We start from the raw sequence: 24,366 nt of genomic DNA on the forward strand, positions 1-24,366 counted from the left end.
CTCTTCGCATCTAAGAACCTCCCGCACGAAAGGTAAAAAGCACCTTTTGTGCGAGAGAACCTTAGCTGGTCAGAGCTAAGCGGGCCACTTCCACTTTTAGATAGGCCTTACCAATTCAAATTGTTCTCCTAGTTTTGCGTAGTTGTGTCCTGCTAGACGGCTTACTGGTTTTAGTCCTTCTGCGTGAATACGTCCATTTTCGTATAGGTGTTCTGCGACGTGGAAACGAACGACGCGTCCGATTAGTAAATCGCAAGCTGGTGAGTCTTCTGTTCCGCCAAGAGGGATTGCGCGTTCTAGTACGCATTCCATTCGAATATTTGCTTCTTTTACACCTGGAACGGAGATAACATCACTTTCAATTGGTGTTAGTTTTGCTAGTTCAATTTCGCTTTCATTTGGCGGGAGGTTAGCCGCTGTTTCGTTAATTGCTTCTACGTAAGATTCATCAGAAATATGTACGACAAACTCACCCTTTTCGATTGCGTTTCGAGAAGTATCTTTCGGTGTTCCTGCTTTTCGTTGTACAGAAACTGAGATAAGTGGTGGATTAGCAGCGACAATATTGAAATAGCTATACGGTGCTCCGTTTAATACGCCGTCTTTTGTTACAGAAGTAACGAATGCGACAGGGCGTGGAATGATACTTCCCGTTAATAATTTGTAATTCTCTTTTTCCGTTTGTTCATTTGGATTAATGGATAACATGCGTAAAATCCCCTTTCTAAATATGACGACTTATTGTTTGTTTACAAGATGTTAGTGGAAAACTCCTGCTGAAAATAATATTTTTATTACATAAAAAGAACTTACTTCATTGTGATTGAAGTAAGTTCCGTCTAAATAATCTCGAATTCAAGATAAAAATTATAATAAAACGTATGCCCCAGGTCCGATTAAAGCTACTCCGACAGCAACAGCGATTAACATTAAATTGTATTCATATCCGTTTTGTGTTACCCAGTAACCATTTTTTCCGTGAACAGTGAAGATTGCCATTAACATTGTTCCAACGATAAATAATGAACCAATTGCAGTGAAAATACCTGATGCGAATAAGAAGCCACCTAATAATTCAGTTGCGCCAGCCATAAATGCCATGAATACACCAGGACGTAAACCGATTGACTCCATCCAGCCGCCTGTTCCTTTTAAACCGTAACCGCCGAACCAACCAAATAGTTTTTGAGCACCATGACCCATGAATGTAATACCTATAATAAGACGAATAATAAGAAGACCGACATCCATCATTTCAAAAAACCTCCTAAAAGTTATTAACTTACCTTATGTAAGTAATAATAAAATAGTTACTTACTTTAGTCAAGTGGATTTCGAAAAAAGTTTGAAAATAATTTTACAAATTAGCGACAAAAAGCAAAATGTAGTAAAGACCTCTAGACAAGTTGGGTAAAAAAAGAGAAAATATAAGTAGAAGTTAACTTCTTATTGTTATTCAGACAATCAGAATTGACTGGAATTTTGCAAAGAGCTACAATAAGAGTCTATTAGTAATGACGTAATTTATTTCGAAAGCGTTTTTACAGTATAATATTCGAAGTATGAAGTCTTACATGTATCCCGAGTTTTACTAGGGATTGCCCTATAAACTTTTAGGTAAATTATGAGGAGGACTATCCTATGTTTAAAAAATTATTCGGTTTTGGTTCAAAAACAAATGAAGAAACAATCGTAGCTCCATTAACTGGAGCAGTGAAAAATATTGAAGAAGTACCAGATCCAGTATTCGCTGGTCGTATGATGGGTGAAGGCGTTGCAATCGATCCTACTGAAGGTGTAGTTGTATCTCCAGTTGATGGTGAAATCGTACAATTATTCCACACAAAACATGCTGTAGGAATTAAAGCGAAAAACGGTACAGAAATTTTAATCCACGTTGGATTAGAAACTGTAAAAATGGAAGGCGAAGGTTTCGAAGCTCACGTTTCTGAAGGCCAAGCTGTAAAGGCTGGAGATAAATTAATCTCATTCGACTTAGAATTAATCCGTGAAAAAGCGAAAAGTACAATTACTCCAATCGTTATTACAAACACAGATGCAGCTGAGTCTATTAAAACAACTGTAGGCGTAACAGCTACAAAAGGTTCAACAGAAGTAATGAAAGTTACAATGAAATAATTATTGTATAAGAGGAATCCGTTTCGTATGAAATGGATTCCTTCTTTTGTTTTGTAGTACGCTTGCTATGTATGTTAAAATACTCTAGGCACTTGGAAATAGGGTTTCACATATATGTGGATAAGGCGCATTTTTCTTAGAAAAAATATAAGAGAAATGCGCCTTTCGTATATTCACATTTCTTTTGTTCTATTCTTATGTACGTTATGATGAAAGATAGGAAAAAGAAGAAAAGGGGTGGGTTTGGATGGAACGAGTATTATTTATTTGCACTGGAAATACATGCCGTAGCCCGATGGCTGAGGCGTTACTTCGTCATCATGGAGAAGGGAAGTTTGAAGTGCAATCTGCTGGTGTTTTCGCCTATCCTGGAAGTGATGCGTCGATATATGCAAAGGAAGCTTTAGCTGAAAAGGGAATTACAATCGATCATGCTTCGCAACAGATAAATGAAGCTTTGATTGATTGGGCAGATATTGTAGTAACAATGACGGAAAACCATAAGCAAATTGTACTTGGGCATTATCCGAGTGTTGAAAAGAAAGTGGATACATTATATGGAGTAACTAAGGGGATAAGTAAGGATATTTCAGATCCATTTGGCGGTTCACTTTCTATTTATAAAGAAACGTTAGAAGAGATGGAAAAACTTGTACAAACTTTACTGAAAAAACATTCAGAAGGTTGATGTTTCGTGTATAATACGATATTGGAGATTACTTCGTTCCGTTAAGGTAACGAGTGAGAAATGAAGATAATTGATTGAAACTTTGGAGGGGTAAAAATGAAAGTAGTAGTAGCATCTGATCACGGCGGTATGAATATCCGTAAAGAACTTGTAAGTTTATTAGAAGAGTTAAATATTGAATATATTGATTTAGGTTGTGAATGTGAAGCTGGTTCTGTTGATTACCCTGATTTTGCGTTTCCAGCAGCGGAAATGGTAGCGAATGGCGAGGTAGATCGTGGTATTTTAGTTTGTGGGACAGGCATCGGTATGTCAATTGCAGCAAACAAAGTAAATGGTATTCGTTGTGCATTAGTTCATGATACTTTCAGTGCGAAAGCAACGAGAGAGCATAATGATACGAACATGTTAGCAATGGGCGAGCGTGTAATTGGTGCAGGTCTAGCACGTGACATCGCAAAAATTTGGTTAACAACTGACTATGAAGGTGGTCGTCACGAAAACCGCGTAGGAAAAATTAAAACATACGAAACAAAGTAATAGATTCTAACTAGAAGTAGTATGAAATATAATTTGGTGAACCAACCTGTGAAAGGAAGAGGCGTAATGACAGAAATCGTAAAGGTAAGAGAACAGTTACAAATTTCGCTTGCTGATTTCCAAGAACAAGCTTCATTACAAAGTGGTCAAATTTTTGTAGTGGGGTGTAGCACGAGCGAAGTGCTAGGAGAAAGAATTGGGACATCAGGAACGATGGAAGTAGCAGAGGCGATTTTTTCTGAGTTAAAACAATTTCAAGAACAAACAGGTATTGAGTTGGCGTTTCAATGTTGTGAGCATTTAAACCGTGCTTTAGTAGTTGAGAGAGAGTTGGCGATGAAATATCAATTTGAAATTGTAACAGTTACGCCTGTTAGATCAGCAGGTGGTGCATTAGCAACATATGCGTATCACAATTTGAAAGATCCGGTAGTAATTGAGTTTATTAAAGCAGATGCAGGAATGGATATTGGTGATACATTTATCGGTATGCATTTAAAGCATGTAGCTGTTCCGGTTCGTACAGGTGTGAAGGAAATTGGAAGTGCGCATGTAACGATGGCAACGACACGTGGAAAACTGATTGGTGGAGCACGTGCTGTTTATGCGGCGAAGGAAGAGACTATAACTTGCCGTTAGACATGAAAAATTATAAAGTCGCATAATAGCTTTATATCGAAAGATAAAAGGTATGTAGTCTGACTTTATAATAGAAGAAAGAAAAGACCGATTTTCGGTCTTTTTTTTCTTTTATGATATAGAAAGTCATGTTAGAATGTAGTTGAAAACATGAAGGTTCGAAAGAATTACAACCTGAATTTTCGTTTTTTCTGAATAAATGAGAAAAAACTATTGGGAATCGATGTAATTCGTTCAGAAAAGGGGGATTTTGGTGGATCATTTAAAACGTCAAGATGAAAAGGTATTTGCTGCAATTGAGGCAGAACTAGGAAGACAGCGTTCAAAGATTGAGTTAATTGCTTCGGAAAACTTCGTAAGTGAAGCAGTAATGGAGGCGCAAGGTTCTGTTTTAACAAATAAGTATGCTGAGGGATATCCTGGAAAACGTTACTATGGTGGCTGTGAGCACGTAGACGTAGTGGAAGATATCGCACGTGATCGCGCGAAAGAAATTTTTGGCGCAGAGCATGTAAATGTTCAACCGCATTCTGGTGCACAAGCGAACATGGCAGTATACTTCACGATTTTAGAGCAAGGCGATACAGTACTTGGTATGAATTTATCTCATGGTGGTCACTTAACACACGGAAGCCCTGTTAACTTCAGTGGAGTACAATATAATTTCGTAGAATATGGCGTGGATGCTGAATCTCACCGTATTAATTACGATGATGTATTAGCAAAAGCGAAAGAACATAAACCAAAATTAATCGTTGCAGGTGCAAGTGCATATCCTCGTGTTATCGATTTCAAACGATTCCGTGAGATTGCAGATGAAGTGGGTGCATACTTTATGGTTGATATGGCACATATCGCTGGTTTAGTAGCTGCTGGTTTACATCCAAACCCAGTACCACACGCACATTTCGTTACAACGACAACACATAAAACATTACGTGGTCCACGTGGTGGTATGATTTTATGTGAAGAGCAATTTGCAAAACAAATTGATAAATCAATCTTCCCTGGTATTCAAGGTGGTCCACTTATGCACGTAATCGCTGCAAAAGCTGTTGCATTTGGTGAGACACTACAAGATGATTTTAAAACATATGCACAAAATATCATTAATAATGCGAATCGCTTAGCTGAAGGTCTTCAAAAAGAAGGACTTACACTTGTTTCTGGTGGAACAGACAATCATTTAATCCTGATTGATGTTCGTAACTTAGAAATCACAGGTAAAGTAGCAGAGCACGTGTTAGATGAAGTTGGTATTACAGTGAACAAAAATACAATTCCATTTGAAACAGCAAGCCCATTTGTAACAAGCGGTGTACGTATCGGTACGGCAGCTGTAACATCTCGTGGTTTCGGTTTAGAAGAAATGGATGAAATTGCGTCACTTATTGCTTACACATTAAAAAATCATGAAAATGAAGCTGCATTAGAAGAAGCAAGTAAGCGTGTAGAAGCGTTAACGAGCAAATTCCCAATGTACACAGGCCTATAATAGATTAAAGAAGACTGCTGAGACGTAATTGTTTTGGCAGTTTTTTTTTTGGACATATATTGTTCTTTAAGTATGTATACAAATGATGAATAAATTTTGGCGATATAATGAAGGATACAGCTCCCATAATTGGTAAAGATACTAGATAGATTCATCGTAAAATCATGATTTTGCCAAATTTGCCCTTGAATATTAGTAGCGTTTTCTTTACAATCGTAAATAGTGTAAAAAAGCGTGCAAACGCATGAATATCATCTAAAGGAGAGATTCACATGGGAAAACTGTATGTATTTGATCACCCGTTAATTCAACATAAGATTACATATATTCGCGATAAGAATACAGGTACGAAAGATTTTCGTGAATTAGTGGACGAAGTAGCAAGTTTAATGGCTTTCGAAATTACTCGCGATCTTCCACTTAAAGACATTGAAATTGAAACACCTGTAAGCAAAGCGACAACAAAAGTGATCGCTGGTAAAAAGCTTGGTTTAATTCCGATTTTACGTGCAGGCTTAGGAATGGTTGATGGAATTCTGAAATTAATTCCAGCAGCAAAAGTAGGACACGTTGGTTTATACCGTGACCCTAAAACATTACAACCGGTAGAATACTATGTGAAACTTCCAACGGATGTAGAAGAACGTGACTTTATCGTACTAGATCCGATGCTAGCAACAGGTGGTTCTGCAGCTGAAGCAATTAACTCTCTGAAAAAGCGCGGTGCAAAACAAATTAAATTAATGTGTATCGTTGCAGCTCCAGAAGGAGTAAAAGTAGTACAAGAAGAACATCCTGATGTTGATATTTATGTAGCAGCATTAGATGAGAAATTAAATGATCACGGATATGTAGTACCAGGTCTTGGTGATGCTGGTGACCGTTTATTCGGAACGAAGTAAGACAACTGACGAGAGGGGATTCCCCTCTCGTTTTTTTGTACTCTGATGAGGTAGGGGAGGGGGGATAAATATACATAGTATATACAACATAAGTTGAATACACACCACATATAATATAGAAGTTTTACGTCTAAAGAGCACTATATTATGGAAGGAAAGCGTTATATTGTAAAAATATAATAGTGACAAACTTGTGAACATTTCCTTCTATTATAATGAGAAAACTGCTAGAAATTGCATATCTCTAACCAGTATTTAGAAGGGGAACGTTTTCATTTTTGGGAGGAAATGACTAATACTCAAATTTTTTGATTTTTTACGATTTCTCGTTGACACTGTTAATACCCTATTGTATGCTAACAACGGGGATAGATGGTAGGGCTTTCAGTGACAAAAATACATCTATTCCGTGACGAAAATGTAAACTTTTTAATTTGTATAGGATTTATGCAAAAAAATGAGTTATTATTAACACATCGTGAATGAGGGTTACATATTGGAGGGATGAATCCTTGCAAAAAAACGATCGCAGCCATATAAAAGCTTATGCTTTAATGTCAGGTATTCTTGCTCAGTTAGTCGGTTCTATTCTTATTGGAATCTTTGGTGGGCAGTGGATTGATAGTAAGGTTGGAACGTTTCCATTGTTTCTTATTATAGGGTTATTACTCGGATTAGGAACAGGGATATACGCAATGATTCGACTCATTCGACATTACTATTCGGGAGAGCAATGATGATAGACGTACATGGACTTGTCCAAAGACAAAAGAAATATATGTACTACTTGCTTGCGCTTCTAGTGCTAGGATGGGGATTCACCTCTTACAAGGATGTATTTCTTGGGCTGATTATCGGAACGATTTTCAGTTTTCTTAGTTTGCGCATCATTGCACGTAGAACAGACAAGCTGTTGGATCGCGTAACAAATGGAGAAAACGTGAAGTTTAAGGCGACAGCGGTAAGTACATATTCGAGATTCGCCACGATTGGATTATTAATTTTATTTGCAGCCAAATATCAAGAGTTAATCGCGATGTGGGGCCTAGGTGTAGGATTGCTGACAGGATACCTTGTCATGATCATAGATTTTCTTTATTTAGAGTATAAGAGCAGGGAAGAGAGGTGAATTACTAGTGGAACACGGTAAATTAGTTAAATTTCTAGGTTTAACGTTCGATTTGTCATCAGTTATGATGGTTACTGTAGCAGCAGTTATAGTTTTCTTAATCGCTGTTATCGGAACTCGCAGTTTAGCCCTTCGCCCAACCGGGATGCAAAACTTCATGGAATGGGTGTTTGACTTCGTGAAAGGGATTATCAATAGTACGATGGACTGGAAAACAGGTGGACGTTTCTTAACGCTTGGCGTTACGCTTATCATGTTTATCATCGTATCGAACTTCCTTGGTTTACCATTCATGTATTCAACAGTTGAGGCTGGCGAACATATTGCATGGTGGAGATCACCAACGTCTGATCCAGCAGTTACATTAACATTAGCCGTGATGGTAGTTACCCTCACCCATTATTATGGAATTAAGATGAAGGGTACGAAAGAATACGTAAAAGGTTATTTCCAACCTATGAAATTCTTATTCCCATTAAAGGTTATTGAGGAGTTTGCTAACACATTAACGTTAGGTCTTCGTTTATTCGGTAACATTTATGCAGGTGAGATCTTATTAGGATTACTTGCTAAGTTAGGTGGGGCATCATTCCTTGGAGCATTAGGTGCGCTTGTACCAATGTTAGCATGGATGGGATTCAGTGTATTCGTTGGATCAATCCAGTCATTTATTTTCGTTATGTTAACGATGGTTTATATGGCTCATAAAGTAAGCCATGACCATTAATATAATTTAAGTAAGAAAAAATTTATTTTTTTATAATACAAAGGAGGACAAATTAAATGAGTTTAGGTGTAATCGCAGCTGCAATTGCAATTGGTTTATCAGCATTAGGTGCAGGTATTGGTAACGGTCTTATCGTATCACGTACAATCGAAGGTGTTGCTCGTCAACCAGAATTAAAAGGCGCGCTTCAAACAATTATGTTCATCGGGGTTGCTTTAGTTGAGGCACTTCCAATCATCGGTGTAGTTATTGCATTCATCGTAATGAACAAATAAGGGAGACTCCCCTTACATAGATGGCGAAGAGTGTTTTTCCGAACTTTCTTCGCCATTGCTTTATGAACGAAACGTATGTCTTTTTTTTTCATATGATCAATTTAGATATTTTGAAGGGAGTGAATCCTTGTGCCAACTTTATTATTAGGGGCTTCCATTCCATTTGGAACGATTGCTTATACATTGTTCATTTTCTTACTTCTATTAGTAATGCTACGCAAATTCGCGTGGGGCCCTTTAATGGGAATTATGAAAGAACGTGAAGAGCATGTTACTAATGAAATCGACGCTGCAGAAAGAAGTAACGCTGAAGCGAAGAAATTAGTAGAAGAACAACGTGAAATGTTAAAACAATCGCGTGTTGAAGCACAAGAGTTAATCGAAAGAGCGAAAAAACAAGCTGTAGATCAAAAAGATGTTATTGTTGCTGCTGCGAAAGAAGAAGCAGAATCAATTAAAGCATCTGCTGTACAAGAAATTCAACGCGAAAAAGAGCAAGCGATTGCTGCTTTACAAGAACAAGTCGCTTCTTTATCTGTTCAAATTGCTTCTAAAGTAATTGAAAAAGAGTTAAAAGAAGAAGATCAAGTTAAGTTAATTCGCGATTATATTAAAGAAGTAGGAGAAGCGCGATGAGCAATGGGATTGTAGCAAAACGTTATGCTGTCGCTCTTTTTAAAATTGCAAAAGAAAAACACGTATTAGAAATGTTTGAAGAGGAATTACGCCTTGTACAAAACGTTTATGTAAAGAACGGAGAACTACATAGCTTTTTAACGCAACCGAACATTTCAAAAGAGCAGAAGAAAACGTTTCTTGCGAACGTATTCGGATCTGTTTCTGAATCTATTTTAAATACGTTATATATTTTAATTGATAACAAACGCATTGATATCTTACCTGAAATTGCAGATGAATATGTTGTTCTTGCTAATGAAGAACGTAACGTAGCCGACGCAACTGTATATTCTACTCGTCTTCTATCAGAAGAAGAGAAGCTTAACATTGCAGAAGCATTTGCAAAGAGAACGGGAAAAGATGCAATTCGCGTAAAAAATGTTGTAGATGAAGATTTACTAGGCGGCATTAAAGTACGTATTGGAAATCGCATTTACGACGGAAGCTTACAAGGAAAATTAGCACGTATTCAGCGTGAATTAATGAAGAATAGATAGGGGTGAAGCACATGAGCATCAGAGCTGAAGAAATTAGCGCACTGATAAAGCAACAAATCGAGAACTATCAGTCTGAAATCGAAGTTAGTGATGTTGGTACAGTTATCCAAGTTGGTGACGGTATTGCGCGTGCTCATGGTCTTGATAACGTTATGGCTGGTGAACTTGTAGAGTTCTCTAACGGCGTTATGGGACTAGCACAAAACTTAGAGGAAAACAACGTAGGTATCATTATTTTAGGACCTTACACAGAAATTCGTGAAGGTGACGAAGTTCGTCGTACTGGTCGCATCATGCAAGTACCAGTAGGAAAAGAACTAATCGGTCGTGTTGTAAACCCATTAGGTCAACCAGTTGATGGTTTAGGCCCAATCAATACAACAAACACTCGTCCAATCGAAAGTCCAGCACCAGGTGTAATGGATCGTAAATCTGTTCATGAGCCACTTCAAACAGGTATTAAAGCGATCGATGCTCTTGTACCAATTGGCCGTGGTCAACGTGAGTTAATCATTGGTGACCGTCAAACAGGTAAAACAGCAGTTGCACTTGATACAATCATTAACCAAAAAGATGAAGATATGATTTGTATCTATGTAGCTATCGGACAAAAAGAATCAACTGTACGTAACGTAGTAGAAACACTACGTAAGCACGGTGCATTAGATTACACAATCGTTGTAACTGCATCAGCTTCTCAACCAGCTCCATTATTATACTTAGCTGCTTATGCTGGTGTAACAATGGGTGAAGAGTTCATGTACAATGGTAAACACGTATTAGTAGTATATGATGACTTATCAAAACAAGCAGCGGCTTACCGTGAGCTTTCATTACTATTACGTCGTCCTCCAGGTCGTGAAGCATATCCAGGGGATGTATTCTACTTACATTCTCGCTTATTAGAGCGTGCAGCAAAATTAAGTGATGCAAGAGGCGGCGGTTCTTTAACTGCACTACCTTTCATCGAAACACAAGCAGGGGACGTATCAGCTTACATCCCAACAAACGTAATTTCTATTACGGATGGACAAATCTTCTTACAATCTGACCTATTCTTCTCTGGCGTACGTCCAGCGATCGATGCGGGTACTTCTGTATCTCGTGTAGGTGGATCTGCTCAGATTAAAGCAATGAGTAAAGTATCAGGTACACTTCGTCTTGACCTTGCATCTTACCGTGAGTTAGAAGCGTTCGCTCAGTTCGGTTCTGACCTTGATAAAGCAACTCAAGCGAAACTAAACCGTGGTGCTCGTACTGTTGAGGTATTAAAACAAGGATTACACAAACCATTACGTGTAGAGAAACAAGTTATCATTCTTTACGCTTTAACACGTGGATTCCTAGATGATATCCCAGTAGTAGATATCACTCGTTTCGAAGAAGAATTCCATGCTTGGTTAGATTCTAATGCGACTGACTTATTAGAAGAAATCCGCACAACTAAGAAACTTGCGGATGACGACAAATTTGCAGCAGCTATTAATGGATTTAAAAAAGTATTCGTAGCTTCTGAGTAATGAATAAAAGCTCCAGAGGCTCGTTCAAGCCACTGGAGCTAGATAATATATAAAAGGCATCTCAAGTTTTGAGATTGCTGACGGTTATGTAAAGGAAAAGAGTAGGTGCACCTATTCTTTTCCTTCAATCATGAGCAAGAATATCTTGCAACGTAGATTAGGAAGAGAATTCTTACTAATCGTGCCAACTTCCGGAAAAAAGGTGGTGAAAACCTGTGGCATCTTTACGCGATATAAAAGCGAAGATTAACTCGACAAAGAAAACGAGTCAAATTACGAAAGCGATGGAGATGGTATCTGCATCTAAGTTAAACCGTGCAGAGCAAAATGCTAAATCTTTCGTTCCGTATATGGAAAAGATTCAAGAAGTAGTAGCGAGCATTGCGCAAGGAAGTAAAGGAATTAATCATCCGATGCTAAATGCGCGTCCTGTAAAGCGTACAGGGTACATCGTTATTACATCTGATCGCGGACTAGCAGGTGGTTATAACAGTAACGTATTACGTACAGTAAGTAACGTAATTCGTGAACGTCATAATATGGATTCAAACCAATATTCAATTATTGTGCTTGGCCGACTAGGACGTGATTATTTAAAACGTCGCGGCTTTAATATCATTGATGAAGTAGTTGGACTATCTGACCACCCATCATTTACTGATATTAAAGATCTTGCTTCTCGAGCAATTGCGATGTTTGCAGATGGTGCTTATGATGAGCTGTATATTTACTACAACCATTACGTAAGTAAAATTTCACAAGAAGTAACGGAAAATAAAATTTTACCGCTTACTGATGTGGCGTCTGACAAACCGACGACAGCTTATGAATTCGAACCTTCTGAAGAAGAAATTTTAAAAGTACTATTGCCACAATACGCAGAAAGCTTAGTGTACGGTGCATTACTAGACGGTAAAGCAAGTGAACACGCAGCGCGTATGACAGCAATGAAGAGTGCTACAGACAACGCAATGGAAGTTATCGATTCACTTACACTTTCATTCAACCGTGCGCGTCAGGCAGCGATTACGCAAGAAATTACGGAAATCGTTGGTGGAGCAGCAGCGTTAGAGTAGTAATAAAAAGCGTAGGCGGTTCGTTCAGAATGAGAGGGGGATGGAGCTTTTGACGTAGAGGCGATTTGTGCCTCGCAGGAAAAAGCGAAGCCACCGAACATTCTAGCCACCAGAGCTAGATTCAATAAAAAGCGTAGGCGGCTCTTTCAAAAGAGTCGCGTAAGCTATAAACCAATAAAAAATTAAAAGCTAACTGCTCGTAGCAAGTTGGCTAATTAAAAGAAAGCTAGGAGGGAACCCGATGAATAAAGGGCGCGTTACGCAAATCATGGGTCCGGTTGTAGACGTTAAGTTTGATGGCGGAAAGCTACCAGAAATCTACAACGCCCTTACGGTAAAACAAAGCAACGAAAACGGAACAAGCATTAACTTAACATTTGAAGTTGCACTTCATTTAGGTGATGATACAGTTCGTACAGTTGCAATGTCTTCCACAGACGGACTTGTTCGTGGTACAGAAGTAGAAGATACTGGTAAAGCAATCTCTGTACCAGTTGGTGATGCAACACTTGGTCGCGTATTTAACGTATTAGGTGATGCAATTGACTTAGATGGTGAGGTTCCTGCCGATGTACGTCGTGATCCAATTCACCGTCAAGCACCTGCATTCGAAGAATTATCTACTAAAGTAGAAATTCTTGAAACTGGTATTAAAGTAGTAGACTTACTTGCTCCTTACATTAAGGGTGGTAAGATCGGTCTATTCGGTGGTGCCGGTGTAGGTAAAACTGTACTAATTCAGGAATTAATTAACAACATCGCACAAGAACACGGTGGTATCTCTGTATTCGCTGGTGTAGGTGAGCGTACTCGTGAGGGTAACGATTTATACCACGAAATGAGCGATTCTGGCGTAATTAAGAAAACTGCGATGGTATTCGGACAAATGAATGAGCCACCTGGAGCACGTCAACGTGTTGCATTAACAGGTTTAACAATGGCTGAACATTTCCGTGATGAGCAAGGACAAGACGTACTATTGTTCATCGATAACATCTTCCGTTTCACGCAAGCAGGTTCTGAAGTATCTGCCCTTCTTGGTCGTATGCCATCTGCGGTAGGTTACCAACCGACACTTGCAACAGAAATGGGTCAATTACAAGAGCGTATTACATCTACAAATAAAGGGTCTATCACGTCTATCCAAGCGGTATATGTACCAGCCGATGACTATACGGATCCAGCACCAGCTACAACGTTCGCTCACTTAGATGCAACAACAAACTTAGAGCGTCGTTTAACACAAATGGGTATTTACCCAGCCGTAGATCCATTAGCATCTACATCTCGTGCACTTTCTCCAGAAATCGTAGGAGAAGAGCATTATGAAGTAGCTCGTCAAGTACAGCAAACTTTACAGCGTTATAAAGAGCTTCAAGATATCATCGCTATCTTAGGTATGGATGAGTTATCTGAAGAAGATAAGTTAGTTGTACATCGTGCTCGTCGTATTCAATTCTTCTTATCTCAAAACTTCCACGTAGCTGAGCAGTTTACAGGTCAAAAAGGTTCTTACGTACCTGTAAAAAATACAGTTAGCGGATTTAAAGAAATTCTAGAAGGAAAATATGATGACCTTCCAGAAGATGCATTCCGTCTTGTAGGTGGTATTGAAGAAGTTATTGAAAACGCGAAGAAAATGATGGCGTAAGGCCTTAGGAGGGACGAATTATGAAGACATTTCCAGTCAGTATTGTAACTCCTGATGGACCGGTTTACGAAAAAGAAGTAGAAATGGTAAGCGTAAAAGCAGAGAGTGGGGAAATGGGGATCTTACCAGGTCACATTCCAACTGTTGCACCATTAAAAATTAGTGCAGTTCGTCTGAAACATGGTGGACACACTGATTATGTAGCAGTAAGCGGTGGCTTTATCGAAGTTCGTCCAGATAAAGTAACTGTATTATCATCATCTGCTGAAGAAGCAAACCATATCGATATCCATCGTGCAAATGAAGCGAAGCGTCGCGCTGAGCAACGTATGCAAGATAAACAAGCACATGTTGACTTTAGACGTGCAGAAATGGCATTACAACGTGCTGTGAACCGTTTAAACGTTTCCGATATGAAATAAAAAATCCGTAAAGGCTTTGCCTTTACGGATTTTTTTGTGTAGTTCATGGATAATTTTACAAAAATGGTATAATTATATTGATGCTTGTATAAGTAGAGAATGTACAACAATTTATAAAGGGGATGAATAAATGATCGGTGAAATGAAACGAGAAGCGTTGCACTCTTTAAAGGGAAAATGGGGACTAGGTGTTGGATCAACGATTTTATATTTTATTTTAAGTTATGTTGTTTCGATGGCTGCAATGCTTATACTTTTAATTCCAGGAGTTATTATATTTTTACTATTTGCTGGTTTAACAGGCTCACTTGAAAAGGAAACAATATCAATTGGAGCAGGTATTACATATGGTATTTTTTATTGCATCATAATAATTTTGAGTAACGCATCGTATGGAATTACATCATACGGTTATACAAATGTATTTTTACAGATGAGTAAACGAGAAGGTGCTAAAGTAGATCACTTATTCGAAGGGTTTCGTGGCTTTAAAAGAATGATGAAAACGATGTGGGCAATGCTTGCGATTTTGTTATATACAGGTACATGGATTCCAATGTTGCTAGTAGCCTTATTCGCATTTTTTGGTGAAGAAGGAAATACGTCGTTTACTATCGCTTTCTTTTTACTATTAGCTATTTCAATCGTTGTTATGATTGTGATGTATTTTTCTTATGCGATGACGTACTATGTAATGATTGAAAATCCAGAGTATAGTGTGTCACGAGCAATGAAAGAAAGTAAGCATCTTATGAAGGGGCACAAATTAGATTTATTTCTGTTGTGGCTGAGTTTTATAGGTTGGGCAATCTTAGCGATTCTTACACTCGGAATAGGATTTCTTTGGCTTAGTCCGTATATGAGTACAACGACAGCGCATTTTTATCGCTATCTTTCAAAAGATGAATTGTAGTAGGAACATGCTATACTAATAGAGTTATTACGTATAGGAGGAACAATATGATTAGTGATTTAAAAGGAGAAGCGCTAGATTCATTAGAAGGGAAATGGGGATTAGCTGTCGGGGCAACATTACTGATTTCGATTCTTATTTCAGCTTTTAGTTTTAGTATTGATTTCATTTTCTTTCAATTTTGGGATTGGAAAGAAGTAAATAACTCACTTTCAGTAGACGCTATTACAATATTGATGGTAGGTCCATTAACGCTAGGTGGTTATCATTTAGCACTACATATCATTCGTGAAAAAGAAGCGAGTATTGGGCATATATTCAGATGGTTTACAGAAGGAAGTAAGTTTATAAAGTCATTTTTATTATATATAGTAGTGAACATTTATATTTTCTTATGGTTTTTATTATTTATTATTCCAGGCATTATTAAATCATTTTCTTATGCGATGACGTACTTTATAATAAATGATCATCCTGAGTATTCCATAAATCAAGCTATTACAGAAAGTCGTCGTATGATGAATGGACATAAGATGGAGTATTTCATTTTATGTTTAAGCTTTATTGGTTGGTTTATATTAAGTTGTATTACGTTAGGGATTGGATTCCTATGGCTAATTCCATATTTTTATACGACGTCAGCAGCTTTTTATGAAGAAATTGCAGAGGAGTATTACGAGAAAACAATTCCGACACTATAAAAACACCCAGTATGAGCTATTGGTTCATACTGGGTGTTTTTTGTAGAAATTTTATAAATTGATGACTAGTAAGTGGTTTACTGAAATAGTAACCTTGCATATATTTACAGTTGTTCTTTTGTAGAAACTTAAGTTGTTTTTCTGTTTCAATTCCTTCAGCAACGACAGAGAGGTTTAAAGTATTTGCAAGGGAAAGGATAGTGGAAACGATAGCTCTTTCCTCAGGCCGATGATCGGCTAGTTGTGTAAATTCTCTCGGTACTTTTAACGTATCAATAGGGAAAATTGATAAATAAGCGAGAGAAGAATAGCCGGTACCGAAGTCATCAATGGACGTTTGAATACCATATTCCTTTAATTGTTTTAGTCTTGATAATGTTTCTTTTTCATCAATCATTGCAATTCGTTCTGTTAGCTCAAGTGTTACATGCCTTGGATCGACTTTAATGTCTGTTAGTATTTGTGAAATGTTGTTGATTAAATTCTCTTGCTGAAACTCTTTTGCGGATAAGTTCACACTTATTTTTAAATCTGTGTAGCCGAAAGTATGCCATATTTTTAACTGGCGACAAGATTCTTTTAATACCCAATGACCGAGCGGAACGACTTGTGGCGTCTCTTCTACAATTGGAATGAACTCACATGGCGGAATGTCACCTAGGAGTGGGTGTTTCCAGCGTAGTAATGCTTCAGCACCAATAATCTTTTTCGTCGTAATATCAATTTGTGGTTGATAGACGAGATAAAACTCTTCGTTTACTAAAGCGAGTGGTAAATCTTTTTCAATTCGAGCTTTTCGTTCCATTTTTTTATACAATTCTTTCGTGTATAGGGAGCTACCATTTTTTCCTTTATTTTTTGCTTCGTACATGGCCATATCAGCATGCTGTAAAATGGATAATGGATCTTCACCTGCTTCAGGATATATTGCAATCCCGATGCTCGGTGAGATTTGTAAATGTTGACTTTCAATTTCGAATGGTTCGTTCATGGCTGCTACAATCGTATCAGCTATTTTTTTCACATCGGGTCTTTTTGTATAATTTTCGATAAGGATTGTGAACTCATCCCCGGCTAGCCGGGCGAGCTTCATATTTGGTGTCGATAGTCTTTCTAGTCTTTTTGCTACAGCAATTAATAGAAGGTCTCCTACCCTATGACCGAGGGTATCATTAATAACCTTAAAGCGGTCTAGGTCGAGAAACATAACAGCAAAAGGCCTTTTTGATATTTCGGATCGAGCAATTGCTTGTTCTACATATTGATGAAATGCACGGCGATTTGCAAGCTCTGTTAAAGTATCATGATATGCTAGAAAATTAATTTGTTCTTGTTGTTGTTTGCTTTCCGTAATATCTTTAATCATTAAATAAACACCAGAAATATGATCCTTTAAAAAGATAGGAACTGCTGTAACATGCAAGTAGTAAATATCCCTATTCTTATGATATGCCCGTACTTCTAAAGAAATAGATTTCCCTTTTTTTACTCGATGAAAGGCATTAATGATTTCTTCCAAATCTTCTTCATACGTAAGTGAATAGTATGGTTGCTTTAATAATTCATTCGTTTGATAACCGAGTAAAGTAGTACCAGCGTTGTTCACGTTGAGAAAATTACCGTACAAGTCTAATGTGAAAATTGGATCTGGATGGTGCTCGTATAAAGATTTAAACATCTGTTGGTTATGATATAGTTCATTTTTTTGTTCTACTAAATCTTCTGTACGTAGTTCAATTTGTTTTTCGAGTTCTGAGTTGAATTGCATTTGAGCTAGTAATAATATTTTATTTTGTTTTCGAACTAAACTATGGCGTATGAGAACGAAGGAGAAAGTTATTATAAGCCCGATTACTACAATAGGTGCAAAAACATATTCAACTAGTATAAAAACAATAAGCATTACTACAGAAATATAAGGTAATGACAATCTGATCGATTCCCCAAGTTTAGGTGTTAATAGTACTTGCTCTTGTCTTTCGGGTTCTTTTGTATGCAGAATACAGGCGATTGCTACTAGTACTAAAGTTACTTGATAGAGAGGAGTAACTGTAAACATAGAATACTCGGGTATGAAGTATTTGATATAAGCATAAATCGCATCTGTAGTAGCATATAAAATTAAAGCACTGCCAAGAAGCGCACCAACTTTTTTGGATAATAAGGATAATGGCTTGAATAACAGATTGATTCCTATGAGAAGAAAGAGCAAATCGGCCATTGGATAGGTAAGTTGAACAAATATGTCGATATAGGATGTTGAAGAAACGTGAATGGTGCGTTCAATAAGTAAGTAGTAACTTAAAGTGAATTGTGCTGTAACAATAATACAAATATCACATAGCATAAAAAGCTTTTCTAATAAATCACGGTTATAGATGATTTCATATAGAAACGCAAATGCAAAGGTAATTAAAAAAAGTAAGTAAAAAAAATCGGACGGATCAACGAATGTATAATAGTCCTTTAAAATTAAACGTTGATAGGCAACGACCATATCACCAATGAAATAAGAGAGAGTTCCAACAGATAAAATGGTCCAAAATAAACGCGGTAACCCTTCTTTCCTATTTGAAAAATAAAGTATATAACTACAAGCGATAATATCAATGAATAAGGTACTCATTCCAATTAATATTTGAAAAGGAAATGAGTATTCATATAGAAAAGGCATTGCCACGTAATGAATCGCTATAGATAACAATATAATGCTTATAAGAATACTTACATGTGTTTGTTTTTTCATTTATCTCACCCACGGTATATACATATAAATTCCTCTTTTTATTTTTTATTGTTTCTTGAAACATATATATAATTTCTATACTTATTTTACACAGGTATAGCGAGTTATAAAAATAGATTTTAATAATTCTCGTTTCGGTCCCCAATATATCGACATAGGAATTTGAAGTTTGCTATAATGATTAAAATAGTTGCATTATTTAGAAAAATTTAAAAATAATAATTACTGCAGCTAGGACATATTGTTTACTAAGTGAACTTGTTCTTAATTCAGGGGGGAGGGTTTCACAATGGCAAGTGTATATGAAAATAGTTATATGATCGTTTTGATTTTCTTGCTATTAGGTATATTGCTGCCGGTAGTGGCTCTTACATTAGGAAAGATGCTGCGTCCAAACAAACCAAGTGCAGCGAAAGCGACGACGTATGAGAGTGGGATTGAGCCTTTTCATGATGCAAATATTCGGTTTCATGCTCGTTATTATATTTTTGCTTTATTGTTTGTCATCTTTGATGTAGAAACTTTATTTTTATATCCATGGGCTGTTGCATATGACAAGCTCGGTTTATTTGCACTGATTGAAATGCTCATCTTTGTTGTAATGTTGCTAGTTGGATTAGCGTATGCTTGGAAAAAGAAGGTGTTACAATGGTTATAAATTTTGAGGAATTACATCCAAATGAGCGGGCGGAATTAGAACGAAATATCTTTTTTTCTACATTGGAGCAGTTAAAAGGATGGGCACGAAGCAATTCTTTATGGCCGATGACATTCGGACTGGCATGCTGTGCAATTGAAATGATGGGAGTAGGTTCATCACATTACGATTTAGATCGATTTGGGTCATTTTTTCGGACATCGCCAAGGCAATCGGACGTTATGATTGTGTCGGGAACAGTAACGAAGAAGATGGCTCCTATTGTTCGGCGTTTATACGATCAAATGCCCGAACCAAAATGGGTTATTGCAATGGGATCTTGTGCGACAGCAGGTGGCCCATATGTAAATTCGTACGCTGTTGTGAAAGGTGTGGATCAAATTGTACCAGTGGATGTGTATATTCCTGGTTGTCCACCCAATCCTGCTGCTTTAATTTATGGAATTAATAAATTGAAAGAAAAAATTCGTTACGAGGCAAAGACAGGAAAGCAGGTGACGAATAAATGAGTAATCCAAATAAAGACCTAGAGGATTTGAAAAGAGAAGCGGCTAGGCATGCGAAAGAAGAGGCGAGAAAGCGTCTCGTTGCGAAACATGATGCGGAAATAAGTAAACTTGAGGAAGAAAATCGAGAAAAAGAGAAAGCGCTACCAAAAAATGATGGTATGACTGTGGAAGAAGTAAAACGACGTGCAGCCGCAGCCGCGAAAGCAAAAGCGGCTGCATTAGCAAAGCAAAAAAGAGAAGGAACAGAAGAGGTAACGGAAGAAGAAAAGGCCAAAGCGAAGGCGAAGGCAGCCGCCGCGGCAAAAGCAAAAGCGGCAGCATTAGCAAAGCAAAAAAGAGAAGGAACAGAAGAAGTAACGGAAGAGGAAAAGACCAAAGTGAAAGCGAAGGCCGTGGCGGCAGCAAAGGCAAAAGCGGCGGCTTTAGCGAAGCAGAAGGCCTCGCAAGGTAATGAGGATTCAGGAGATGAAAAGGCGAAGGCAATTGCAGCAGCGAAGGCAAAAGCGGCAGCGGCAGCAAGGGCGAAGACAAGGGGCGCTGAAGGTAAAGCAGAAGAGGAGCCGAAGCAGGAAGAGCCATCCGTGAATCAGCCGTATTTAAATCAGTATGTTGAATTTATTAAGGGGGAAAAAGGAGAGGATGCATTAGTAGATTCCTACATTAATAAACTTTCAAAAGACGTGCCAACTCTTGTTGTGGATCCCGCAAAATATTATGAAGTGATGGAATTACTGCGATTCCATGAAGGACTTGCTTTTGATTATATGTCAGAGCTACATGCGACGGATTTTGTGACACATATGGAAGTATATGTTCATTTATTTTCATATGGAAAGAAACAGTCAGTAGCGGTGAAGGTGAAGTTGGATAGGGAAGCACCAGAAGTAGAGTCGGTTGCAGCGCTTTGGAAAGGAGCGGACTGGCCAGAGCGAGAAGCGTATGATTTGCTCGGCATTGTATTTAAGGGACATCCGAATTTATCACGTATTTTAATGCCTGATGATTGGATAGGGTATCCGCTTAGGAAAGATTATGAACCGTATGATGTGGAGGTGTAGCTTATGATCCGTACGGAAGAAATGCTTTTGAATGTAGGGCCTCAGCATCCGAGTACGCATGGTGTGTTCAGGCTTGTTATTAAGATTGACGGGGAAATTATTAAAGAAGCTACACCAGTTATTGGATATTTGCATCGCGGGACCGAAAAGATTGCCGAGAGCTTACAGTATACGCAAATTATCCCTTATACAGATCGAATGGACTATTTATCGGCCATGACGAATAACTACGTCATTTGCCATGCTGTCGAGACGATGATGGGACTTGAAATCCCGGAGCGGGCCGAATACTTACGAGTACTTGCAATGGAGCTTGGAAGGATTGCGAGCCACCTCGTTTGGTGGGGGACAAATCTTCTTGATATAGGAGCGGTCAGCCCGTTTTTATACGCGTTTCGTGAACGAGAGATGATTATAAATTTATTAAACGAATTATGCGGTGCCCGTCTTACTTTTAACTATATGAGAGTCGGGGGTGTAAAGTGGGATGCGCCGGACGGTTGGATTGAAAAAGTGGAAGAGTTTGTTCCGTATATGCGAGAGCAATTGGCAGGTTATCATGATCTCGTTAGCGGTAATGAGATTTTCTTAAATCGCGTAAAAGGCGTTGGTATATATAGCGCGGAAGAAGCGATTTCGTATTCTTTAAGCGGAGCGAATTTGCGGTGTACCGGAGTAAACTGGGATCTTCGCAAGGATGAACCGTACTCCATTTATGATCGTTTTGATTTCGATATTCCTGTTGGGAGTGTGGGAGATGCTTGGGATCGTTACGTTTGCCGCATGCAAGAGATTGAGGAGTCATTAAAAATTGTTGAGCAAGCTGTCCAACAGTTCCCGAAAGACGGAGCTGTGCTAGCGAAAGTGCCGAAAATCATTAAGGCGCCTAAAGGGGAAGCGTTCGTCCGTATAGAATCGCCGCGAGGAGAGATTGGTTGCTATATTGCTAGTGATGGAAAGAAAGAGCCGTACCGCTTGAAGTTTCGCAGGCCGTCTTTTTACAATTTGCAAATTTTACCGAAGTTATTGAAAGGTGAAAACATCGCCAATTTAATTACGATTTTAGGTGGAGTTGATATTGTACTTGGGGAGGTTGATGGCTAATGATTGAAACGCTCTTACAATCACCTTCAAGCTGGACGAATTTCTTCATTTTTTTCGGATTAGCGGTGCTTCTATTATTTGCAGTCCTTGGCTTCGTTACATATGGTATTTTGGCAGAACGGAAAGTGATGGGTTTTATGCAAGGGCGGATTGGCCCAAACCAAGTTGGGGGCCGATTCGGCTTACTGCAAACGGTAGCTGATGTTTTAAAACTATTACTGAAAGAAGATAGTATTCCGAAAGCGGCAGATAAACCGTTGTTTATATTAGCGCCTGTCATTGCATTCGCACCGGCATTTATGGTGCTTGCAGTCATCCCGTTTACTGATAAATTTCAGTTCGCGGATATTGGCGTAGGCTTACTGTATTACATTGCTGTTTCTGGCATTACGACGATTGGTGTCGTAACCGGAGGGTGGGCATCAAATAATAAATATTCCCTTTTAGGAGGGATGCGTGCGGCAGCGCAAATGATTTCTTATGAAATTCCGCTTGTAATGAGTGTAATTGGCGTCGTTTTGTTAGCTGGTAGCCTGAATTTAAATGAAATTGTAGCAGCGCAGGAGAATGTTTGGTACATTTTCGTGCAGCCAATCGGTTTCGTCGTTTTCTTAATCGCAGCGGTAGCAGAGTTAAATAGGACGCCGTTTGATTTACCAGAAGCAGAGTCGGAACTTGTTTCTGGATATCATACGGAATACTCAGGGTTTCGCTGGGCGTTTTTCATGCTTTCAGAGTACGTATATTTCTTCGGAATGGCATCTTTAATTACAGTGCTCTTTTTAGGCGGATGGAATCCAGTTATGTTCCTTGGGTTTATCCCAGGAGCTGTATGGTTTGCTTTGAAATTTAGCAGTGTAGTCTTTCTATTAATTTGGTTCCGCGTTACGTTTCCGCGTATAAGAGGTGACCAGTTAATGGAGTTTGGCTGGAAAGTATTATTGCCAATTGCACTTGCGAATATTTTCTTAACGGCATTGATTAAGGAGTTATTCTTCTAATCTATGAGGGGGGTGCCAGTAAGAGATGAAAGGACTATTTAAAGGATTAAAATATACATTAAGCAATTTGAGTAAGAAGAAGGTGACTTACGATTATCCGAATCAACCGTTGCCGTTGCCAGACCGCTTTCGAGGCATTCAAAAGTTTTATCCAGAAAAGTGTATTGTTTGTAACCAATGCTCCAACATTTGTCCGACAGACTGTATTCAGTTAACAGGAAAAAAACATCCGGATCCTACGAAAAAAGGGAAAATTATCGACACGTATGATATTAATTTTGAAATTTGTATTCTGTGTGATTTATGTACAGAAGTTTGTCCGACAGAGGCGATTGTTATGACAAATAACTTTGAACTCGCGGAATATTCACGTGATGATTTATTTAAAAATTTGCAGTGGCTTGACGAAAACGACGAAAACGTCAGGAAGGAGAATAAAGCATGAATGGCGAGTTTGTAGCATTCTTCATACTATCCTTGTCTGCAATTATCGGCGGTGTTCTTATGTTGAACTTAACGAAAGTCATGCATATGATGCTAGCTCTCGTTCTGACATTTCTTAGTATCGCAGGTTTGTACTTTCTTTTATCGGCCGAATTTATCGGGGTTGCACAAATTTTACTTTACTCCGGTGCGATTACAATTATTATGATTTTTGGCATTATGTTAACGCAACATAACGCAGAAAATGAATCGCGTCTTACTCTTCGAAAATGGATTATCTTCTTTGCGGTTGTAGCATTTGGGGCAGTTATGTATTTCGCTGTTAACAATATTGATTTTGCAAATGAAAGCACACAAGGAAGTTTACCTCTCCATGAAAAAAACACACTTCAAATCGGTACACTTCTCTATTCGAAATATATTATTCCATTTGAGTTAACCTCAGTTATTTTACTTGTAGCACTTGTTGGCGCGATTATACTTGCGAAGAAGGATGAGAAAGAGGAGGATTCCAATGAGTAGCGTTCCAGCTTCTGCATATTTAACGCTTGCGATTATTTTGTTTTGCATCGGTTTGTTTGGAGCTTTAACGAAGCGAAATACAGTGATTGTATTAGTTTGTATTGAATTAATGCTTAACGCGGCCAATTTAAATTTAGTCGCGTTTAGTAAATTAGGTTTGTTCCCAAATTTAACAGGGCAAATTTTCTCTCTGTTTACGATGGCTGTAGCAGCAGCGGAGGCGGCGGTAGGACTCGCCATTTTAATTGCTTTGTATCGTAATCGTACGACGGTTCATGTAGATGAAATGGATACGCTCAAAGGGTAACATTGTGACCGAAAAGGGGGAAGGA

At 38.3% G+C, this 24,366-nt stretch carries 30 protein-coding genes; 27 read left to right on the forward strand and 3 right to left on the reverse strand.

The features are described 5' to 3' along the window. Positions 1-96: 96 nt before the first annotated feature. Together JDS99_RS17815 and JDS99_RS17820 are read right to left on the reverse strand one after the other, a co-directional pair. Complete coding sequence (locus JDS99_RS17815; protein ID WP_073517195.1) at positions 97-708, reverse strand: flavin reductase family protein; 612 nt, start codon at positions 706-708, stop codon at positions 97-99. A 159-nt stretch (positions 709-867) separates the two neighbouring features. Next, positions 868-1,254 (reverse strand): DoxX family protein, encoded by a 387-nt coding sequence (locus JDS99_RS17820; RefSeq protein ID WP_088608234.1) that lies wholly within the window; start codon positions 1,252-1,254, stop codon positions 868-870. 387 nt (positions 1,255-1,641) lie between these two features. Between JDS99_RS17820 and JDS99_RS17825 the strand changes: the two genes are divergently transcribed. The 19 genes from JDS99_RS17825 (at position 1,642) to JDS99_RS17915 (ending at position 15,992) form a co-directional block, all read left to right on the forward strand. Further along, a complete protein-coding gene (locus tag JDS99_RS17825; protein WP_000473649.1) occupies positions 1,642-2,139 on the forward strand; it encodes a PTS sugar transporter subunit IIA in 498 nt (165 codons plus the stop codon). Positions 2,140-2,386: 247 nt separating this feature from the next. Then, positions 2,387-2,827 carry a low molecular weight protein arginine phosphatase gene (locus JDS99_RS17830; RefSeq protein ID WP_149212935.1) on the forward strand — a complete coding sequence of 147 codons (441 nt, stop codon included), beginning with the start codon at positions 2,387-2,389 and terminating at the stop codon, positions 2,825-2,827. A 96-nt stretch (positions 2,828-2,923) separates the two neighbouring features. Further along, positions 2,924-3,367: a ribose 5-phosphate isomerase B gene (rpiB, locus tag JDS99_RS17835; RefSeq protein WP_000869917.1), complete on the forward strand. Its 444-nt coding sequence runs from the start codon at positions 2,924-2,926 to the stop codon at positions 3,365-3,367. Positions 3,368-3,388: 21 nt separating this feature from the next. Beyond that, positions 3,389-4,006, forward strand: a complete 618-nt coding sequence (locus JDS99_RS17840) for a TIGR01440 family protein (protein WP_095205689.1) — start codon at positions 3,389-3,391, stop codon at positions 4,004-4,006. Positions 4,007-4,259: 253 nt separating this feature from the next. Then, positions 4,260-5,501, forward strand: coding sequence for a serine hydroxymethyltransferase (gene glyA / locus JDS99_RS17845; protein ID WP_141555617.1), 1,242 nt, complete (start codon positions 4,260-4,262; stop codon positions 5,499-5,501). A gap of 272 nt (positions 5,502-5,773) precedes the next feature. Continuing rightward, entirely contained in the window at positions 5,774-6,403 is a 630-nt protein-coding gene (gene upp / locus JDS99_RS17850) for a uracil phosphoribosyltransferase (protein ID WP_000517539.1), read from the forward strand. Positions 6,404-6,775: 372 nt separating this feature from the next. Then, the gene (locus JDS99_RS17855) at positions 6,776-6,889 is read left to right on the forward strand and encodes a DUF4024 domain-containing protein (protein ID WP_048542683.1); all 114 of its coding nucleotides are present in this window, start codon (positions 6,776-6,778) and stop codon (positions 6,887-6,889) included. Between the two features lie 26 nt (positions 6,890-6,915). Continuing rightward, positions 6,916-7,140 (forward strand): AtpZ/AtpI family protein, encoded by a 225-nt coding sequence (locus tag JDS99_RS17860; RefSeq protein WP_001171220.1) that lies wholly within the window; start codon positions 6,916-6,918, stop codon positions 7,138-7,140. After that, on the forward strand, positions 7,140-7,532 hold the full coding sequence (locus JDS99_RS17865; RefSeq protein WP_000567600.1) for an ATP synthase subunit I: 393 nt from the start codon (positions 7,140-7,142) through the stop codon (positions 7,530-7,532). The genes JDS99_RS17860 and JDS99_RS17865 overlap by 1 nt, the downstream gene beginning before the upstream one ends. Before the next feature lie 7 nt (positions 7,533-7,539). After that, entirely contained in the window at positions 7,540-8,259 is a 720-nt protein-coding gene (gene atpB, locus JDS99_RS17870) for a F0F1 ATP synthase subunit A (protein ID WP_048542682.1), read from the forward strand. Positions 8,260-8,315: 56 nt separating this feature from the next. Further along, complete coding sequence (atpE, locus tag JDS99_RS17875; RefSeq protein ID WP_000052064.1) at positions 8,316-8,534, forward strand: F0F1 ATP synthase subunit C; 219 nt, start codon at positions 8,316-8,318, stop codon at positions 8,532-8,534. 129 nt (positions 8,535-8,663) lie between these two features. Next, complete coding sequence (gene atpF, locus JDS99_RS17880; protein WP_001142625.1) at positions 8,664-9,170, forward strand: F0F1 ATP synthase subunit B; 507 nt, start codon at positions 8,664-8,666, stop codon at positions 9,168-9,170. Next, complete coding sequence (gene atpH / locus JDS99_RS17885; RefSeq protein ID WP_000064683.1) at positions 9,167-9,709, forward strand: F0F1 ATP synthase subunit delta; 543 nt, start codon at positions 9,167-9,169, stop codon at positions 9,707-9,709. Before atpF ends, atpH begins: the two co-directional genes overlap by 4 nt. Before the next feature lie 11 nt (positions 9,710-9,720). Next, positions 9,721-11,229, forward strand: a complete 1,509-nt coding sequence (gene atpA / locus JDS99_RS17890) for a F0F1 ATP synthase subunit alpha (protein WP_000027511.1) — start codon at positions 9,721-9,723, stop codon at positions 11,227-11,229. A 215-nt stretch (positions 11,230-11,444) separates the two neighbouring features. Next, entirely contained in the window at positions 11,445-12,305 is an 861-nt protein-coding gene (gene atpG / locus JDS99_RS17895) for a F0F1 ATP synthase subunit gamma (RefSeq protein ID WP_000157696.1), read from the forward strand. Between the two features lie 241 nt (positions 12,306-12,546). Beyond that, positions 12,547-13,956 carry a F0F1 ATP synthase subunit beta gene (gene atpD / locus JDS99_RS17900; protein ID WP_001032603.1) on the forward strand — a complete coding sequence of 470 codons (1,410 nt, stop codon included), beginning with the start codon at positions 12,547-12,549 and terminating at the stop codon, positions 13,954-13,956. Positions 13,957-13,976: 20 nt separating this feature from the next. After that, a complete protein-coding gene (atpC, locus tag JDS99_RS17905; RefSeq protein WP_000847206.1) occupies positions 13,977-14,378 on the forward strand; it encodes a F0F1 ATP synthase subunit epsilon in 402 nt (133 codons plus the stop codon). Between the two features lie 130 nt (positions 14,379-14,508). Next, positions 14,509-15,291, forward strand: a complete 783-nt coding sequence (locus tag JDS99_RS17910; RefSeq protein ID WP_199695444.1) for a DUF975 family protein — start codon at positions 14,509-14,511, stop codon at positions 15,289-15,291. A 47-nt stretch (positions 15,292-15,338) separates the two neighbouring features. After that, complete coding sequence (locus tag JDS99_RS17915; RefSeq protein ID WP_098857512.1) at positions 15,339-15,992, forward strand: DUF975 family protein; 654 nt, start codon at positions 15,339-15,341, stop codon at positions 15,990-15,992. Positions 15,993-16,008: 16 nt separating this feature from the next. On the opposite strand, the gene JDS99_RS17920 is transcribed toward JDS99_RS17915, so the two are convergent. Continuing rightward, the gene (locus tag JDS99_RS17920; protein ID WP_199695445.1) at positions 16,009-18,738 is read right to left on the reverse strand and encodes a putative bifunctional diguanylate cyclase/phosphodiesterase; all 2,730 of its coding nucleotides are present in this window, start codon (positions 18,736-18,738) and stop codon (positions 16,009-16,011) included. A gap of 289 nt (positions 18,739-19,027) precedes the next feature. On the opposite strand from JDS99_RS17920, the gene nuoA reads away from it, so the two are divergent. Genes nuoA through nuoK form a run of 8 tightly spaced genes read left to right on the forward strand, consistent with a single transcriptional unit; the run spans position 19,028 to position 24,341 of the window. Continuing rightward, a complete protein-coding gene (gene nuoA, locus JDS99_RS17925) occupies positions 19,028-19,396 on the forward strand; it encodes an NADH-quinone oxidoreductase subunit NuoA (protein WP_000179270.1) in 369 nt (122 codons plus the stop codon). After that, positions 19,387-19,905 (forward strand): NADH-quinone oxidoreductase subunit NuoB, encoded by a 519-nt coding sequence (gene nuoB / locus JDS99_RS17930; protein ID WP_000236331.1) that lies wholly within the window; start codon positions 19,387-19,389, stop codon positions 19,903-19,905. Before nuoA ends, nuoB begins: the two co-directional genes overlap by 10 nt. Continuing rightward, entirely contained in the window at positions 19,902-20,963 is a 1,062-nt protein-coding gene (locus JDS99_RS17935; protein ID WP_199695446.1) for an NADH-quinone oxidoreductase subunit C, read from the forward strand. The genes nuoB and JDS99_RS17935 overlap by 4 nt, the downstream gene beginning before the upstream one ends. Positions 20,964-20,966: 3 nt before the next feature. Then, positions 20,967-22,067 (forward strand): NADH-quinone oxidoreductase subunit NuoD, encoded by a 1,101-nt coding sequence (gene nuoD, locus JDS99_RS17940; protein ID WP_000621434.1) that lies wholly within the window; start codon positions 20,967-20,969, stop codon positions 22,065-22,067. Beyond that, positions 22,067-23,068 (forward strand): NADH-quinone oxidoreductase subunit NuoH, encoded by a 1,002-nt coding sequence (gene nuoH / locus JDS99_RS17945; protein WP_000573437.1) that lies wholly within the window; start codon positions 22,067-22,069, stop codon positions 23,066-23,068. Before nuoD ends, nuoH begins: the two co-directional genes overlap by 1 nt. Positions 23,069-23,093: 25 nt before the next feature. Beyond that, positions 23,094-23,513, forward strand: a complete 420-nt coding sequence (gene nuoI, locus JDS99_RS17950) for an NADH-quinone oxidoreductase subunit NuoI (protein ID WP_000677191.1) — start codon at positions 23,094-23,096, stop codon at positions 23,511-23,513. Continuing rightward, positions 23,510-24,034 carry an NADH-quinone oxidoreductase subunit J gene (locus JDS99_RS17955; RefSeq protein WP_001012824.1) on the forward strand — a complete coding sequence of 175 codons (525 nt, stop codon included), beginning with the start codon at positions 23,510-23,512 and terminating at the stop codon, positions 24,032-24,034. The genes nuoI and JDS99_RS17955 overlap by 4 nt, the downstream gene beginning before the upstream one ends. Then, on the forward strand, positions 24,027-24,341 hold the full coding sequence (gene nuoK, locus JDS99_RS17960; RefSeq protein WP_000100078.1) for an NADH-quinone oxidoreductase subunit NuoK: 315 nt from the start codon (positions 24,027-24,029) through the stop codon (positions 24,339-24,341). The genes JDS99_RS17955 and nuoK overlap by 8 nt, the downstream gene beginning before the upstream one ends. Positions 24,342-24,366: the final 25 nt, after the last annotated feature.

It is taken from the genome of Bacillus cereus group sp. N6 (assembly GCF_016483705.1).
GTDB classification, from domain to species: Bacteria; Bacillota; Bacilli; order Bacillales; family Bacillaceae_G; genus Bacillus_A; species Bacillus_A wiedmannii.

Excerpts from the sequence above, each read along its gene's own strand:
- JDS99_RS17915 (WP_098857512.1), top strand. The coding sequence starts at position 15,339 with ATGATTAGTGATTTAAAAGGAGAAGCGCTAGATTCATTAGAAGGGAAA.
- nuoA (WP_000179270.1), top strand. The coding sequence starts at position 19,028 with ATGGCAAGTGTATATGAAAATAGTTATATGATCGTTTTGATTTTCTTG.
- nuoI (WP_000677191.1), top strand. The coding sequence starts at position 23,094 with ATGAAAGGACTATTTAAAGGATTAAAATATACATTAAGCAATTTGAGT.
- JDS99_RS17855 (WP_048542683.1), top strand. The coding sequence starts at position 6,776 with ATGGTAGGGCTTTCAGTGACAAAAATACATCTATTCCGTGACGAAAAT.
- upp (WP_000517539.1), top strand. The coding sequence starts at position 5,774 with ATGGGAAAACTGTATGTATTTGATCACCCGTTAATTCAACATAAGATT.
- JDS99_RS17865 (WP_000567600.1), top strand. The coding sequence starts at position 7,140 with ATGATAGACGTACATGGACTTGTCCAAAGACAAAAGAAATATATGTAC.
- nuoD (WP_000621434.1), top strand. The coding sequence starts at position 20,967 with ATGATCCGTACGGAAGAAATGCTTTTGAATGTAGGGCCTCAGCATCCG.
- JDS99_RS17840 (WP_095205689.1), top strand. The coding sequence starts at position 3,389 with ATGAAATATAATTTGGTGAACCAACCTGTGAAAGGAAGAGGCGTAATG.
- atpH (WP_000064683.1), top strand. The coding sequence starts at position 9,167 with ATGAGCAATGGGATTGTAGCAAAACGTTATGCTGTCGCTCTTTTTAAA.
- JDS99_RS17815 (WP_073517195.1), bottom strand. The coding sequence starts at position 708 with ATGTTATCCATTAATCCAAATGAACAAACGGAAAAAGAGAATTACAAA.
- nuoB (WP_000236331.1), top strand. The coding sequence starts at position 19,387 with ATGGTTATAAATTTTGAGGAATTACATCCAAATGAGCGGGCGGAATTA.
- nuoK (WP_000100078.1), top strand. The coding sequence starts at position 24,027 with ATGAGTAGCGTTCCAGCTTCTGCATATTTAACGCTTGCGATTATTTTG.
- JDS99_RS17955 (WP_001012824.1), top strand. The coding sequence starts at position 23,510 with ATGAATGGCGAGTTTGTAGCATTCTTCATACTATCCTTGTCTGCAATT.
- atpE (WP_000052064.1), top strand. The coding sequence starts at position 8,316 with ATGAGTTTAGGTGTAATCGCAGCTGCAATTGCAATTGGTTTATCAGCA.
- JDS99_RS17830 (WP_149212935.1), top strand. The coding sequence starts at position 2,387 with ATGGAACGAGTATTATTTATTTGCACTGGAAATACATGCCGTAGCCCG.
- JDS99_RS17820 (WP_088608234.1), bottom strand. The coding sequence starts at position 1,254 with ATGATGGATGTCGGTCTTCTTATTATTCGTCTTATTATAGGTATTACA.
- atpD (WP_001032603.1), top strand. The coding sequence starts at position 12,547 with ATGAATAAAGGGCGCGTTACGCAAATCATGGGTCCGGTTGTAGACGTT.
- rpiB (WP_000869917.1), top strand. The coding sequence starts at position 2,924 with ATGAAAGTAGTAGTAGCATCTGATCACGGCGGTATGAATATCCGTAAA.
- atpA (WP_000027511.1), top strand. The coding sequence starts at position 9,721 with ATGAGCATCAGAGCTGAAGAAATTAGCGCACTGATAAAGCAACAAATC.
- JDS99_RS17935 (WP_199695446.1), top strand. The coding sequence starts at position 19,902 with ATGAGTAATCCAAATAAAGACCTAGAGGATTTGAAAAGAGAAGCGGCT.
- JDS99_RS17910 (WP_199695444.1), top strand. The coding sequence starts at position 14,509 with ATGATCGGTGAAATGAAACGAGAAGCGTTGCACTCTTTAAAGGGAAAA.
- JDS99_RS17920 (WP_199695445.1), bottom strand. The coding sequence starts at position 18,738 with ATGAAAAAACAAACACATGTAAGTATTCTTATAAGCATTATATTGTTA.
- JDS99_RS17825 (WP_000473649.1), top strand. The coding sequence starts at position 1,642 with ATGTTTAAAAAATTATTCGGTTTTGGTTCAAAAACAAATGAAGAAACA.
- nuoH (WP_000573437.1), top strand. The coding sequence starts at position 22,067 with ATGATTGAAACGCTCTTACAATCACCTTCAAGCTGGACGAATTTCTTC.
- atpC (WP_000847206.1), top strand. The coding sequence starts at position 13,977 with ATGAAGACATTTCCAGTCAGTATTGTAACTCCTGATGGACCGGTTTAC.